Source organism: Microbacterium capsulatum, from assembly GCF_030865425.1.
GTDB classification, from domain to species: domain Bacteria; phylum Actinomycetota; class Actinomycetes; order Actinomycetales; family Microbacteriaceae; genus Microbacterium; species Microbacterium capsulatum.
The window spans coordinates 45,691-58,649 of record NZ_JAVFCB010000001.1 but is presented as its reverse complement, the minus strand read 5'-3'; the positions used below and the strand labels follow the sequence as shown (position 1 = coordinate 58,649).

At 71.4% G+C, this 12,959-nt stretch carries 14 protein-coding genes; 3 read left to right on the top strand and 11 right to left on the bottom strand.

Going from position 1 to position 12,959, the window contains the following annotated elements; translation table 11 throughout:
* Window positions 1-9: 9 nt before the first annotated feature.
* The 8 genes from RBR11_RS00295 to prmC all read right to left on the bottom strand — a co-directional run bounded on the left by RBR11_RS00295 (window position 10) and on the right by prmC (window position 5,970).
* Window positions 10-798 carry a F0F1 ATP synthase subunit delta gene (locus RBR11_RS00295; RefSeq protein ID WP_308487292.1) on the bottom strand — a complete coding sequence of 263 codons (789 nt, stop codon included), beginning with the start codon at window positions 796-798 and terminating at the stop codon, window positions 10-12.
* Window positions 798-1,352 (bottom strand): F0F1 ATP synthase subunit B, encoded by a 555-nt coding sequence (locus RBR11_RS00290; RefSeq protein ID WP_308487291.1) that lies wholly within the window; start codon window positions 1,350-1,352, stop codon window positions 798-800. The genes RBR11_RS00295 and RBR11_RS00290 overlap by 1 nt, the downstream gene beginning before the upstream one ends.
* 27 nt (window positions 1,353-1,379) lie before the next feature.
* The gene (gene atpE, locus RBR11_RS00285) at window positions 1,380-1,616 is read right to left on the bottom strand and encodes an ATP synthase F0 subunit C (protein ID WP_045251710.1); all 237 of its coding nucleotides are present in this window, start codon (window positions 1,614-1,616) and stop codon (window positions 1,380-1,382) included.
* Between the two features lie 49 nt (window positions 1,617-1,665).
* Window positions 1,666-2,451 carry a F0F1 ATP synthase subunit A gene (gene atpB / locus RBR11_RS00280; protein ID WP_308487290.1) on the bottom strand — a complete coding sequence of 262 codons (786 nt, stop codon included), beginning with the start codon at window positions 2,449-2,451 and terminating at the stop codon, window positions 1,666-1,668.
* A gap of 120 nt (window positions 2,452-2,571) precedes the next feature.
* Entirely contained in the window at window positions 2,572-3,102 is a 531-nt protein-coding gene (locus RBR11_RS00275; protein ID WP_308487289.1) for a Cg1360 family ATP-synthase-associated protein, read from the bottom strand.
* Entirely contained in the window at window positions 3,099-4,295 is a 1,197-nt protein-coding gene (locus RBR11_RS00270; protein WP_308487288.1) for an MraY family glycosyltransferase, read from the bottom strand. The genes RBR11_RS00275 and RBR11_RS00270 overlap by 4 nt, the downstream gene beginning before the upstream one ends.
* A complete protein-coding gene (locus RBR11_RS00265; protein WP_308487287.1) occupies window positions 4,292-4,966 on the bottom strand; it encodes an L-threonylcarbamoyladenylate synthase in 675 nt (224 codons plus the stop codon). Before RBR11_RS00265 ends, RBR11_RS00270 begins: the two co-directional genes overlap by 4 nt.
* 119 nt (window positions 4,967-5,085) lie before the next feature.
* Window positions 5,086-5,970 (bottom strand): peptide chain release factor N(5)-glutamine methyltransferase, encoded by an 885-nt coding sequence (prmC, locus tag RBR11_RS00260; RefSeq protein ID WP_373889748.1) that lies wholly within the window; start codon window positions 5,968-5,970, stop codon window positions 5,086-5,088.
* A 133-nt stretch (window positions 5,971-6,103) separates the two neighbouring features.
* Here prmC and cysK point away from each other — a divergent pair, with 133 nt between their 5' ends.
* From cysK to RBR11_RS00245, 3 genes are read left to right on the top strand one after another with little or no spacing between them, the layout of a single operon-like run.
* On the top strand, window positions 6,104-7,042 hold the full coding sequence (gene cysK, locus RBR11_RS00255; RefSeq protein ID WP_308487285.1) for a cysteine synthase A: 939 nt from the start codon (window positions 6,104-6,106) through the stop codon (window positions 7,040-7,042).
* Window positions 7,042-7,644, top strand: a complete 603-nt coding sequence (gene epsC / locus RBR11_RS00250; protein ID WP_308487284.1) for a serine O-acetyltransferase EpsC — start codon at window positions 7,042-7,044, stop codon at window positions 7,642-7,644. The genes cysK and epsC overlap by 1 nt, the downstream gene beginning before the upstream one ends.
* A 28-nt stretch (window positions 7,645-7,672) precedes the next feature.
* Entirely contained in the window at window positions 7,673-8,737 is a 1,065-nt protein-coding gene (locus RBR11_RS00245; RefSeq protein ID WP_308487283.1) for a DNA polymerase IV, read from the top strand.
* Between the two features lie 36 nt (window positions 8,738-8,773).
* Here RBR11_RS00245 and prfA read toward each other — a convergent pair whose 3' ends face one another.
* The 3 genes from prfA to thrB all read right to left on the bottom strand — a co-directional run bounded on the left by prfA (window position 8,774) and on the right by thrB (window position 12,958).
* Window positions 8,774-9,853: a peptide chain release factor 1 gene (gene prfA, locus RBR11_RS00240; RefSeq protein ID WP_308487282.1), complete on the bottom strand. Its 1,080-nt coding sequence runs from the start codon at window positions 9,851-9,853 to the stop codon at window positions 8,774-8,776.
* A gap of 21 nt (window positions 9,854-9,874) precedes the next feature.
* Window positions 9,875-11,818, bottom strand: coding sequence for a transcription termination factor Rho (gene rho, locus RBR11_RS00235; protein WP_308487281.1), 1,944 nt, complete (start codon window positions 11,816-11,818; stop codon window positions 9,875-9,877).
* A 195-nt stretch (window positions 11,819-12,013) separates the two neighbouring features.
* Window positions 12,014-12,958 carry a homoserine kinase gene (gene thrB / locus RBR11_RS00230; RefSeq protein WP_308487280.1) on the bottom strand — a complete coding sequence of 315 codons (945 nt, stop codon included), beginning with the start codon at window positions 12,956-12,958 and terminating at the stop codon, window positions 12,014-12,016.
* Window position 12,959 lies beyond the last annotated feature (1 nt).

The following is a 12,959-nucleotide window of genomic DNA, read 5'->3' as shown; positions in this document are numbered from 1 at the left end:
GTTCTTGAATCAGCCCGCGAGCTTCTGCCGGAGATCGGCGAGGCGCGCGGCGATGCTGCCGTCGATGACGTCGTCCGCGACCTGCACCCGCAGGCCTCCGACGACCGAGGCGTCGATGACCTCGTTCAGCGCGATCTGCCGGCCGTAGCGGCCGGTGAGGACGGCGCCGAGGCGCGAGCGCTGCTCCGCGCTGAGCGGAGCGGCGGTGTGCACGGTGGCGACGATCCGGTCGCGCTGCGCGGAGACGATCCGCATCGCGCGGTTCAGCAGGCGGCGCACGCGGCGCTCACGCGGCTGACGCACCAGCGAGGTGACGATCAGGGTCGTGGCCGGGTTCAGGCTGGCGCCGACGAGGCGCTGCACGAGTGCAGCCTTGCCCTCGCCGTCGCCCAGGCGGCTGCCCAGCGCGAGCTCGAGGTCGGCGTTGCCTGCCACCAGGCGCGAGACCGAGAACAACTCGCCCTCGATGTCGGCGTCCGGTGCGGCGATCGCCGTGGCGCGCACGGCGAGCTCCTCCACCCCGTCGACGAGGTCGGCCGCGGAGGACCAGCGCTCGGCGACGGCTGCCCGCAGCACGTCCTGCACGGGGGCGGACGCACCGGCGAACACGCGCGACACCAGGGACGTGCGGGCCTCGGCCGGGGCGGCCGGATCGGCCAGCGCGCCGCTCAGCGCGGTGGACTCACCGATCAGGCGCCCGACGGAGAACAGCTCCCCGGCGACGTCGAGGGTGATCCCCTGCGCGGCGTTCAGAGCGCTGCTCGACGCCACGAGGGCCTGAGCGGTCGCGCTGCCCATTACTTCGCCGCCTCGGAGGCCTCGAGGTCCGCCAGGAAGCGGTCCACGACGGCCGTCGCACGGGCGTCGTCGGAGAGGGTCTCGCCGACCACGCCGCCGGCGAGGTCGAGGGCGAGGCCGCCGACCTCGGAGCGGAGCGAGACGAGCGCCGACTGACGCTCGGCCTCGATCTGCGAGTGCGCGGCCGCGGTCAGACGCGCCGCCTCGGTGGCCGCGGTCTCCTTGGCCTCGGCGACGATCTTCTTGCCGTCCTCACGGGCGGTCTCGCGAATCGCGCCGGCCTCGGTACGGGCCTCGGCCAGCTGACGGGTGTACTCCTCGAGCGCGGCCTCGGCCTGCTTCTGGGCCTCGTCCGCCTTGGCGATGTTGCCCTCGATGGCCGCGGAGCGCTCGTCGAGCAGCTTCGTGAAGCGGGGAAGGGCGACCTTCCACACCACGCCGAGGATCACGATGAACCACAGCGCCGACCAGACCAGGTCGTACCACGCGGGCAGCAGGGGGTTGTTGGCTGCCTCCCCCGAGGCCGCGAGGTGCGTGACAAGAGCGTTCAGCATCCTGTCTCCTTCGGGAATCGGTGCGGTTTACGGGAAGGGGATGAAGCCGACGGCGATGCCGACGAACGCGAGCGCCTCGGTGAAGGCGATGCCGATCCACATCAGAACCTGCAGGCGACCGGCCAGCTCGGGCTGACGGGCGACACCCTCGATCGTCTTGCCGACGACGATGCCCACGCCGATGGCCGGGCCGATGGCGGCGAGACCGTATCCGATCGCCGCGAGGTTGCCGTTGACTGCTGCGAGAACCGTAGTAGCGTCCACGGGTTTTTCCTTTCGTTGTGGGCGGCACTTGCGCCGCCCGCAGGGGTTGTCAGTGCTCTTCTGCGACCGCGAGCTGGATGTAGACCGCGGTGAGGACGGTGAAGACGTAGGCCTGCAGCACCGCGACCAGGATCTCGAAGACCGAGAAGGCGCCGCCGAAGGCGAGGGTTCCGACGCCGAGCGCGGCCCAGCCGCCGCCCGCCGTGAAGAAGAAGAACGCCGTCGCCGAGTAGCAGAGGACGAGCAGCATGTGGCCGACGACCATGTTCATCAGAAGACGCAGGGTGAGCGTCACCGGGCGGATGATGAACGTCGAGATGAACTCGATCGGCGTGACGATGATGTACACCGGCCACGGCACGCCCGCGGGGAAGAGGGCGTTCTTGAAGAAGTGCTTCGGGCTCTTCCTGATGCCGGCGTAGATGAAGGTGATGTAGCTGATCACGGCGAGCAGCAGCGGGACGCCGATGATGCTCGTGCCGGCGATGTTCAGGAGCGGGATGATGCCCGTGATGTTCATGAACAGCGTCATGAAGAAGATCGTGGTGAGGATCGGCAGGAACCGGTCGCCGTCCTTGCGGCCGAGCAGGTCGTGCGCGATGCCGCCGCGGACGAAGCCGAGGCCCATCTCGACGAGGCTCTGGAAACGGCCGGGGACGACCGTCATGCGGCGGGTGCCGAGGACCAGGATCAGGACGACGGCGACGACCGACACGAACTGGACCAGGTGGATCCGGTGCACCGGAACGCCGAAGGCGTTGAACAGGATCTCGGGGAAGAACTCGTCGATCGACGGACCGTGGAACCCGCCGTTGTCGGCCAGTCGAGGGATCATGGTCGTAGCAAGATTAAACAGCGCGGGCTCCAACTTCGGGGCACCGGGAAACTACCGGGGCGTCGGTCGATGTGCTTCGGCGCAGCGCTCGCGTGACGAGCGGGCTCGGGTTCCAGCTTATCAGACGTGTGAGTTTCCTGAATCCGCGTCGGTACCGTTGCCGTCATCGTCGGGACGGTGTAGCGATGGCGCGGCGTCCTCCGGCGCGACCGTCGGCAGCGTGGTGTCGCTGACGTGCGGCAGACGCATGCGGGTGAGCACGACGACGTCGATCGCGAGGGACATCAGCACGCCCGCGATGAGCGACAGGAAGAACACCAGCGGCTCGATCCACGGCTGGGCGCGCAGCACGATCATGAGCACGACGAACAGCACGAGCTTCAGGAACCAGCCGCCGAGGACGATCGCGAAGAACAGCTGCACGTACAGCTCCTGGCCGAACCAGCGGTTCGCGACGAGGATGCTGATCGCGGTGATCGCGAGGAACACGACGGCGATGAGCACCCCGACCAGGCCGCTCCACACGCCCGGCGCCCCCTTGAACACCCCGCCGAGCACCGCGGCGACGATCGCGAGCGCGACGGCGGCGATCGCCGAGACGATCAGCGTCCTGCGCAGGATCGGCGTGCTGGTCACTGGGCTGGGGCTCATGAGGGCTCTTTCGGTGACGAGGCGCCCGGCGTCGCCGAGGGCGCATCCGGGGCGGCGGCGGCGGGCTCCCGGCGCTGCGGCGACGGGATGAGGGTGACGACGAGGCAGGCGGCGGCGCCGACCACGCCGAAGAGCACGCCCGCGGCGTACTCGCCGTACCAGCCCTCGCGGGATCCGATGTACATCAGCAGCACGGCGAGCGAGATCACGGCGGTCCACGCGTAGAACACGAGCACGGCGTCGCGGCCGCGGTGGCCGAGGTCGAGCATGCGGTGGTGCAGGTGCTTGCGATCGGGTGAGAACGGCGACTTGCCCGCCCGCATCCGTCGCAGCACGGCGAGGCCGAAGTCGAGCAGCGGCAGCAGCACGACGACGATCGGCAGCAGGATCGGGATGAACGCGCCGAGCAGCTGGGAACGGCCCACCTGCGCCGACGAGAGCACCGTCGGGTTCAGGTACCCGGTGATCGCGACCGCCGAGATCGCCATCAGCAGGCCCAGCACGAGGGCGCCGGAGTCGCCCATGAACAGCTTGGCCGGGGTCCAGTTCATCGGCAGGAAGCCGATGCACGCCCCGATCAGGGCCGCCGCGATGAACGACGCGAGGTTGAAGTAGCTGGATTGCCCGGTGTCCCTGGCGATGATGTACGAGTACGCGAAGAACACGCCGTTCGCGATCAGGCAGACGCCGGCGACGAGCCCGTCCAGGCCGTCGATGAAGTTCACCGCGTTCATCACGATGACGATCGCCACCATCGTGATCACGATGCTCAGCCAGCTGGATCCGATCACCGGCTCGGCGAGCGGCAGTGAGAGGATCTGCAGGTTGCCGACCACGGTGACCAGGCCGGCGGCGAGGAACTGCGCGCCCAGCTTGATCATCCAGTCCAGATCCCACAGGTCGTCGATCACGCCGACGACGGCGATGAGCAGCACGGCGCCGAGCACCGACCAGATGGTCTGCGGCTGCGCCCAGATGATGCCGAAGAACGGGCTCGCGGCGGAGGCGGCGAACGCGGCCATGATGCCGATCACCATCGCCACTCCCCCGAGCCGCGGCGTCGGAGTGGTGTGCACGTCGCGCTCGCGGATACCCGGGTAGAGCTTGAACCGCAGGCTCAGCTGCCACACGCCCCAGGAGCACACCAGCGTCACCGCGGCGGTGAGGATGACGGTGAACAGATACTGCTTCACGCGGGCTCTTCGAGCAGATCTCCGAGCACGCGGGCGAGCTCGGAGCGGCTGACGGCGCCGTCGCGCAGGACGCGCACTTTCGCGTCCTCGCCGCCGGGGCGCACGAGCGACGTCGCGTCGACGATCGTGGAGGCGACGCCGGCGCCGCTCGGACCGTGGTCGAGGTACACCGCGATGCTGTCGCCCAGCATCCGCTCGGCGTCGCCGATCTCGACCGCGGCGGCCTCGCCGGTGAGGTTCGCGCTGGACACCGCGAGCGGGCCGGTCTCCTCGAGCAGTTCGAGGGCGACCCGCTGGTCCGGCATCCGCACGGCGACGGTGCCGTGCGTCTCGCCGAGGTCCCACACGAGGGACGGCTGGGAGGGCAGCACGATCGTCAGGCCGCCCGGCCAGAACTCGTCGACGAGGCGCTGCACCGGCTCCGGCACGGTCTCGACGAGGGCGGTGAGGGCGGCGACGTTCGCGACCAGGACCGGCGGCGGCTGCTGCCGACCGCGCCCCTTCGCGTCGAGCAGCCGCTGCACCGCGGCAGGGCTGAAGGCATCGGCGCCGACGCCGTAGACGGTGTCGGTGGGGAGCACGATCAGCTCACCGCGGCCGATGGCCTGACGCGCGTGGCGCATTCCGGTGAGGACCTGATCCGCATCGCGGCAATCGAAGACGGCACTCATGACCGGCCCAGTCTACCGGGCACGGTCGCGCTCCCCGCGGATCGAGCGCTCAGGGCCGCGTTGCCGGAACGGATCCGGATCCCCCGGTCGGATCCCGGTACGGATCCGACCGGCGGAATTCAGGGCCGGATCGCGGTGGTCGCGCGATCGCGGTGGGTGAGGTCGCGGTGCGTGGCGGTGGCGTGCCACCCGTCGCCGGCGAGCAGGGCACGGACCGCCGCCCCCTGCACCTCGGCGTGCTCGAGCACGAGCAGCCCGCCGGAGTGCAGGAGAGCCCAGGCGCGGCGGCTGATCGCGCGGACCACGTCGAGCCCGTCCGGTCCGCCGTAGAGGGCGAGCGAGGGGTCGAACAGCCGCACCTCGGGATCGCGCGGGATCGCGTCGTCGGGGACATACGGCGGGTTGGAGATCACCACGTCGACCGTGCCGTCGAGCTCCGCGAGCGCATCAGACAGGTCGCCGTGCACGAGCGTCAGGTTCTCCTGCCCGGCCGTGTTGCGCGCCGCCCAGGCGTGCGCCTCGTCGGAGATCTCCACGGCGTGCACCCGCGCGTGCGGGACCTCGGTCGCCATCGCGAGCGCGATCGCCCCGGATCCGGTGCACAGGTCCACCCCGATCGGCGACGGGCCGGCCGCGGCGAGCAGCGCGTCGATCGCGAACTGCGCGACGATCTCGGTCTCCGGACGCGGCACGAAAACCCCGGGCCCCACCGCGAGCTCGAGGTGCCGGAACGGCGCGGTCCCTGTGATGTGCTGCAGCGGCTCGCGGCCGGCGCGGCGCGCGACGAGCGCGTCCAGGCGCGCGGCGTCGGCGTCGTCCAGCGCGTCGCCGCGGATCGCGGCGGCCTGCACCGCCCCGCGGCTCAGCCCCAGGACGTGGCCGAGGAGCAGCTCCGCGTCGAGCATCGGATCCGGAACCCCGGCCTCGGCGAGGGGTGCGGCGGCGCGGCGGAGGGCGTCGGGAAGAGGTACGGGCACAGCGGTCCAGCCTAAACCTGGCGTCATATTCGCCGGGTGCACACCAGCCCGTCCTAGGCTGTGCTGCACCGCGTCGCGCGTCGCCCTGTCGCACGGCGCAGGCGCCGCATCCGGCGCCGCCCCATCCCTCCCCGACGTGTCGTCCTACGAAAGGTCAGTCATGGCAGGCATCCACTCCGAGATCACCACCACGTTCGGCAACACCCCGCTCGTCCGGCTGAACCGCCTCACCGAGGGCCTGGCCGCGACCGTGCTGGTCAAGCTGGAGTCGTTCAACCCCGCGTCGAGCGTGAAGGACCGTATCGGCATCGCGATCATCAACGCCGCCGAGGCCTCCGGCGAGCTGAAGCCCGGCGGCACGATCGTCGAGGCGACCAGCGGCAACACCGGCATCGCGCTCGCGATGGTGGGCGCAGCCCGCGGCTACCGCGTGATCCTGACGATGCCCTCCTCCATGTCGAAGGAGCGCCGGGTGCTGCTGAAGGCGTTCGGCGCCGAGCTCGTGCTGACCGACCCGACCAAGGGCATGAGCGGCGCGATCGAGGCGCTGCAGGAGATCATCGCGAACACGCCGGGCGCCGTCTGGGCCCGCCAGTTCGAGAACGCCGCCAACCCGCAGATCCACCGCGAGACCACCGCGCAGGAGATCCTCCGCGACACCGACGGGAGCGTCGACGTCTTCATCGCCGGCGTCGGCACCGGCGGCACGGTCACCGGCACCGGTCAGGCCCTCAAGGCCGCCAAGCCCGATGTCACCGTGATCGCCGTCGAGCCGAAGGACTCCCCGCTGCTCAGCGAAGGCCGCGTCGGACCCGCGAAGATCCAGGGCATCGGCCCGAACTTCGTCCCCGCCGTGCTCGACCGCGACGTCATCGACGAGGTCATCACGGCCGAGTTCGACGAGTCGCTGGCCACCGCGCGCGCGCTCGCCGCCAAGGAGGGCCTGCTCGTCGGCATCTCCAGCGGCGCCGCGATCGCGCAGGCGCTGAAGGTCGCCGCCCGCCCGGAGAGCGCCGGCAAGACCATCGTCGTGGTCGCGCCCGACACCGGTGAGCGCTACCTCTCCACGGCGCTGTTCGAGGACCTCCGCGAGGACTGATGCCGGTCCCCGAGGCTCTCGAAAGGGCCGGCATGTCGTGGGCCGGGCGGATGCGCGAGGACATCGCGTCCGCCCGGCTCCGCGACCCCGCCGCGCGCGGCGGGCTCGAGATCGCCCTGCTCTACCCGGGTCTGCACGCGATCTGGGCGCACCGGCTGAACCACGCGCTCTGGCGTCGCGGGCTGCACTTCCCGGCGCGGCTCGGGTCGCAGGTCGCGCGCTGGCTGACCGGCATCGAGATCCACCCCGGTGCGACGATCGGCCGGCGGTTCTTCATCGACCACGGCATGGGCGTCGTGATCGGGCAGACGGCGGAGATCGGCGACGACGTGATGCTGTACCACGGGGTCACCCTGGGCGGCCGCACCCGCGACTCCGGCAAGCGCCACCCCACCCTCGAGGACGGCGTCGTGGTCGGCGCCGGCGCGAAGATCCTCGGCCCGATCGTGATCGGCGCCCGCTCGGCGATCGGCGCGAACGCGGTCGTCACGAAGGACGCCCCGCCGGACTCGGTGCTCACCGGCGTGCCGGCGAAGGCCCGGCCGCGCGTCCCCGGCGAGCACACCGCCCGGATCCTCTCGGTGCCGGACTACTCGATCTGAGGCGCCCGCCCCGCGTACTGTCGGGGACATGCACTGGGTGCTCCACGTGGACCTCGACCAGTTCATCGCGGCCGTCGAGGTGCTGCGCCGTCCCGAGCTCGCCGGGCTCCCCGTCATCGTGGGCGGGCGCGGCGACCCGACCGAGCGCGCGGTGGTGTCGACGGCCTCCTACGAGGCGCGCGCGTTCGGCGTGGGCTCAGGAATGCCGCTGCGCATCGCTGCCCGCAAGGCGCCGGACGCCGTGATCCTGCCCGTCGACGCCCCCGCATATCTGGCCGCCTCCGCCGAGGTGATGTCGGAGCTGCGGGCCCAGCCCGGCGCGGTGGTCCAGGTGCTGGGCTGGGACGAGGCGTTCGTGGGCGTCGACACGGACGATCCCGAGGCCTACGCGCGACGGATCCAGCGGTCCGTGCTGGCGCGGACGCGGCTGCACTGCAGCGTCGGGATCGGCGACACGCTGGTGCGGGCGAAGATCGCGACCGGGTTCGGCAAGCCGCGGGGCGTGTTCCGGCTCACCGCCCGGAACTGGGACGAGGTGATGGGCGACCGCCCGGTGATCGAACTGTGGGGCGTCGGCCCGAAGGTCTCGAAGCGCCTGCTCGCCCTGGGCGTCCGCACGGTCGCGGAACTCGCGACGGCCGCGGAGGCCGATCTCACCACGGAGTTCGGCCCGCGGATGGGGCTCTGGTATCGCGAGCTCGGCCGGGGCGGCCGCTCCGCCGTCGTCGACGACACGCCGTGGGTCCCGCGCGGGCACAGCCGCGAGACGACCTACCAGAGCGACCTCACCGACCGCACGGAGATCGAGCAGGCCGCGCTGGCGCTGCTGGATCAGGTCCTCGGCGACGTCGCCGGAGACGGCCGGCCCGTGATCGGCCTCGGGCTGAAGGTCCGCTACGCGCCGTTCACGACGAAGACGTTCACGAAGCGGATCCCGGCGACGACCGACCGGGACGTCGTGCGCGGGAAGGCCCGCGAGCTCATCGGCCGGATCGCCCCCGGCCGGCCGGTGCGACTGCTCGGCGTGCGCGCCGAGATGGCGCTGCCGGAGGACGCCCGCGCGGGGACCACGCCCACCCGCGGGGCCTGGTGACCACCCGGGATCCTGGACGGACCGAGAGGTCCGCGCTCAGGACTCCGTGCTGAGGGCGGCGAGCCGCGCCTCCTCGTCCGCGTGGATCGCGGACTCGATGATCGGCTCCAGCGCCCCGTCCATGACCTGGTCGAGGTTGTACGCCTTGAAACCGGTGCGATGGTCCGCGATCCGGTTCTCCGGGAAGTTGTAGGTGCGGATCCGTTCGGAGCGGTCCATGCCGCGGATCTGCGAGCGACGGGCGTCGCTGGCGGCGGCCTCCCGCTCCTCCTGCTGCTTGGCGAGCAGGCGGGCGCGGAGCACGCGCATCGCGGCCTCGCGGTTCTGCAGCTGCGACTTCTCGTTCTGCATCGACACGACGATCCCGCTGGGCACGTGCGTGATGCGCACCGCGGAGTCGGTCGTGTTCACCGACTGCCCGCCGGGGCCGGAGGAGCGGAAGACGTCGATCTTCAGGTCGTTCTGGCTGATCTCGATCTCGTCCGGCTCGTCCACCTCGGGGAACACCAGCACGCCGGTGGTCGAGGTGTGGATCCGCCCCTGCGACTCGGTCGCCGGGACCCGCTGCACGCGGTGCACGCCGCCCTCGTACTTGAGGTGCGCCCACACGCCCTGGGACGGATCCGTCGAGGACCCCTTGATCGCGACCTGCACGTCCTTGTAGCCGCCCAGGTCCGACTCGGTGCGCTCCAGGAGCTCGGTCTTCCAGCCCTTCGATGCGGCGTACTGCACGTACATGCGCAGCAGATCGGCGGCGAAGAGGGCGGATTCGGCTCCGCCCTCCCCCGCCTTGATCTCCATGATCACGTCGCGGGCGTCGTCCGGGTCGCGCGGGATGAGCAGGCGCCGCAGGCGCTCCTGGGCGCGCTGCAGCCCCTCCTCCAGACCCGGCACCTCGTCCGCGAACGCGTCGTCCTCACGGGCGAGCTCACGGGCGGCGTCGAGGTCCTCGCCCGCGGCGATCCAGTCGTCGTGCGCCTTCACGATCCGGCTCAGCTCTGCGTAGCGGCGGTTGACCCGCTTCGCACGCGCGGCGTCGGCGTGCACCTCGGGGTCGGAGAGCTCCCTCTCCACCCTGCGGTGCTCGTCGCGCAGCGCCTCGACCTGTTCGAACATGAAGGATCCGCGGCCGCCGGATCAGCGGATGCTGTTCTCGGACGCGTGGCTGTGCCCGGTGCCGTTCGCCGGCTTGTGCGTCTGCGCGCTCAGCTGCGCGTTCTGCATCTGCACCAGGAACTCGACGTTCGAGCTGGTCTCCTTGAGCTTGCCGAGGACGACCTCGAGCGCCTGCTGCGGGTCGAGCCCGGCGAGGGCGCGGCGCAGCTTCCAGGTGATCTTGACCTCGTCCGGCGAGAGCAGCATCTCCTCGCGGCGGGTGGAGGACGCGTTCACGTCGACCGCCGGGAAGATCCGCTTGTCCGCGAGCTGACGGGACAGGCGCAGCTCGCTGTTGCCGGTGCCCTTGAACTCCTCGAAGATCACGTCGTCCATCTTGGATCCGGTCTCGACGAGCGCCGTGGCGAGGATCGTGAGCGATCCGCCGTTCTCGATGTTGCGCGCGGCGCCGAAGAAGCGCTTCGGCGGGTACAGCGCGGACGCGTCCACGCCGCCGGTGAGCACGCGGCCCGAGGCCGGCGCCGAGATGTTGTAGGCGCGGCCGAGGCGGGTGATCGAGTCGAGCAGCACGACGACGTCGCGGCCCAGCTCGACGAGGCGCTTGGCGCGCTCGATCGCGAGCTCGGCGACCGTGGTGTGGTCCTCCGCCGGGCGGTCGAAGGTCGAGGCGATGACCTCGCCCTTGACCGTGCGCTGCATGTCGGTGACCTCTTCGGGGCGCTCGTCGACGAGCACGACCATGAGGTGCACCTCGGGGTTGTTGATCGCGATCGCGTTGGCGATCTGCTGCAGCACGATCGTCTTGCCGGCCTTGGGCGGGGCGACGATGAGGCCGCGCTGGCCCTTGCCGATCGGCGCGACGAGGTCGATGATGCGCTGCGTCAGCTTCTCCGGCGCGGTCTCCAGGCGCAGGCGCTCCTGCGGGTAGAGCGGGGTGAGCGCGGAGAACTCGACGCGGTTCGCGGCGTCCTCGGTGCTCAGGCCGTTGATCGAGTCGACCTTGACCAGCGCGTTGTACTTCTGGCGGCCCTGCTGCTCGCCCTCGCGGGGCTGCTTGATCGCGCCGACGACGGCGTCGCCCTTGCGCAGGTTGTACTTCTTGACCTGGCCGAGGGAGACGTACACGTCGCTCGGGCCGGACAGGTAGCCGGTCGTGCGCACGAACGCGTAGTTGTCGAGCACGTCGAGGATGCCGGCGATCGGGATGAGGACGTCGCCCTCGCCGATCTCGGTCTCGAACTCGTCGACGTTCGCGTTGGCGGCGCCGCGGCGCTTGTTGCGCTGACGGCTGCGGCTCGAGCCGGCGCCGTCCTCGTCGGCGTCGACGGATCCGCCGCGCTGGTTGCTGTTCTGGCTCTGGTTCTGGTTCTGGTTCTGGTTGCCCTGGGCGCCGTCCTGACCGCCCTGGCCGCGGCTGCGGCTGCGCGAACGGCTGCGGCTGCGCGAACGGCTGGTCGACTCCTCGCCGCCCTCGGCCGGAGCCTCGGACGCGGTGTCCGCGGCGGCCTTGTCACGGGTCTCGGCGGGAGCCTCGGCGGTCTCGGCGGTCGGAGCCGCCGCGGCGGACTGCTCGGCCGGAGCCTCGGGCGCGGCCTCGGCCGGCGCGTCCTCGGTCTTCTTCGCCCGGCTGCGCCGCGGCGCCTTGGCCTTCGGGGCCTCCTCGGCGGCAGCATCTGCGGCCGGCTGCTCGGCCGGAGCCTCGGGCGCGGCCTCGGCCGGCGCGTCCTCGGTCTTCTTCGCCCGGCTGCGCCGCGGCGCCTTGGCCTTCGGGGCCTCCTCGGCAGCGGCGGCCGGGGCCGCGGGGGCTTCGACGACGGCCTCGGCCGATTCGGCGGCCTTGGCGGCGGCCGACGCCGTGGTGGCACGGCGCGGGGCGCGCTTGCGCGGCGTCTTGGGGGCGTCCTCGACGGGCGCCGATGCGGCGGGGGCCGCGGTCTCGTTCTGGGTCTCGGAGATGGTCTCCACGAGTACTCCTCTTGTAAGTCGTGGGCGTTTCAGCGGCGCACGGCGAAAGCCGGGCGATGCCGCACGATCATGCCGAGAACAGGCTGTCCCCTGCATGCCACCCGGTGAACACGTCCGCGGCGAACACGATCTCCGTCTCGCGGTGCGGTTTCGGGTGGTGTGCGGTCGACGCAGAGATTGCGTCGGAGGTCGTGATCACGATTGTGACGAAGGACCCTCCGCTCGTTCCCTCACTGTACCACCTCGGACATCGACGGCGACCATCCGCGGGATCCACGGAGTGTCCGTGACCTCGTCCGCGATCCTGGCCGCCTCGAGGCGGGATCCCGGACCGTCGCAGAGCACGAGGACGCTGGGTCCGGCTCCCGAGACGACGGCCGCGAAGCCCTCCGCGCGCAGGGCGCGGACCAGCCGGCTGGTCTCCGGCATCGCGGGGGCGCGGTAGTCCTGGTGCAGCCGGTCGTCGGTCGCATCGAGCAGAACCTCGGGGCTCTGCGTGAGCGCCGCGATGAGCAGCGCCGAGCGCGACACGTTGAACACCGCGTCCTCGCTGGGCACGTGCTCCGGCTGCAGGCTGCGGGCGGCCTTGGTCGACATGGTGTAACCGGGAACGAGCACGAGTGGCGACACGCCGCGGTGCACGAGCAGCTTCTTGTGCTGCGGGCCGCGCTCCCCCGTCCACGCGATCGTGAGGCTGCCGAACAGGGCCGGCGCGACGTTGTCGGGGTGGCCCTCGAGCTCGGTCGCCAGTCGCAGCAGAGCGGCGTCGTCGAGCTCGACGACGCCCTCCAGCAGGCCCTTCGCCGCCAGCACGCCCGCGGCGACCGCGGCCCCGGAGGATCCGAGCCCCCGGCCGTGCGGGACGCCGTTGCGGGCGATGAGGCGGATGCCGGGCATCTCTACCCCGGCGTCCGCGAAGACGTGCGCGATCGAGCGGACGACGAGGTTGGACGCGTCGACGGGGATCTCCTCCGCGCCGGATCCGGAGACCTCGATCTCCACCCGGCCCGGCTCGAGGGCGGTGACCTCGAGCTCGTCGTACATGCTCAGCGCGAGCCCGAGCGTGTCGAAGCCGGGACCGAGGTTGGCGCTGGTCGCGGGGACGCGCACGTCGACGGTGCGCCCCAGGAGCGAGGTCATC

What these genes read in the sequence shown, in the direction of transcription:
- RBR11_RS00290 (WP_308487291.1), bottom strand. Translation starts at nt 1,352, where the DNA reads ATGCTGAACGCTCTTGTCACGCACCTCGCGGCCTCGGGGGAGGCAGCC.
- RBR11_RS00275 (WP_308487289.1), bottom strand. Translation starts at nt 3,102, where the DNA reads ATGAGCCCCAGCCCAGTGACCAGCACGCCGATCCTGCGCAGGACGCTG.
- prfA (WP_308487282.1), bottom strand. Translation starts at nt 9,853, where the DNA reads ATGTTCGAACAGGTCGAGGCGCTGCGCGACGAGCACCGCAGGGTGGAG.
- atpB (WP_308487290.1), bottom strand. Translation starts at nt 2,451, where the DNA reads ATGATCCCTCGACTGGCCGACAACGGCGGGTTCCACGGTCCGTCGATC.
- thrB (WP_308487280.1), bottom strand. Translation starts at nt 12,958, where the DNA reads ATGACCTCGCTCCTGGGGCGCACCGTCGACGTGCGCGTCCCCGCGACC.
- epsC (WP_308487284.1), top strand. Translation starts at nt 7,042, where the DNA reads ATGCCGGTCCCCGAGGCTCTCGAAAGGGCCGGCATGTCGTGGGCCGGG.
- RBR11_RS00245 (WP_308487283.1), top strand. Translation starts at nt 7,673, where the DNA reads ATGCACTGGGTGCTCCACGTGGACCTCGACCAGTTCATCGCGGCCGTC.
- RBR11_RS00295 (WP_308487292.1), bottom strand. Translation starts at nt 798, where the DNA reads ATGGGCAGCGCGACCGCTCAGGCCCTCGTGGCGTCGAGCAGCGCTCTG.
- RBR11_RS00265 (WP_308487287.1), bottom strand. Translation starts at nt 4,966, where the DNA reads ATGAGTGCCGTCTTCGATTGCCGCGATGCGGATCAGGTCCTCACCGGA.
- prmC (WP_373889748.1), bottom strand. Translation starts at nt 5,970, where the DNA reads ATGACGCCAGGTTTAGGCTGGACCGCTGTGCCCGTACCTCTTCCCGAC.
- cysK (WP_308487285.1), top strand. Translation starts at nt 6,104, where the DNA reads ATGGCAGGCATCCACTCCGAGATCACCACCACGTTCGGCAACACCCCG.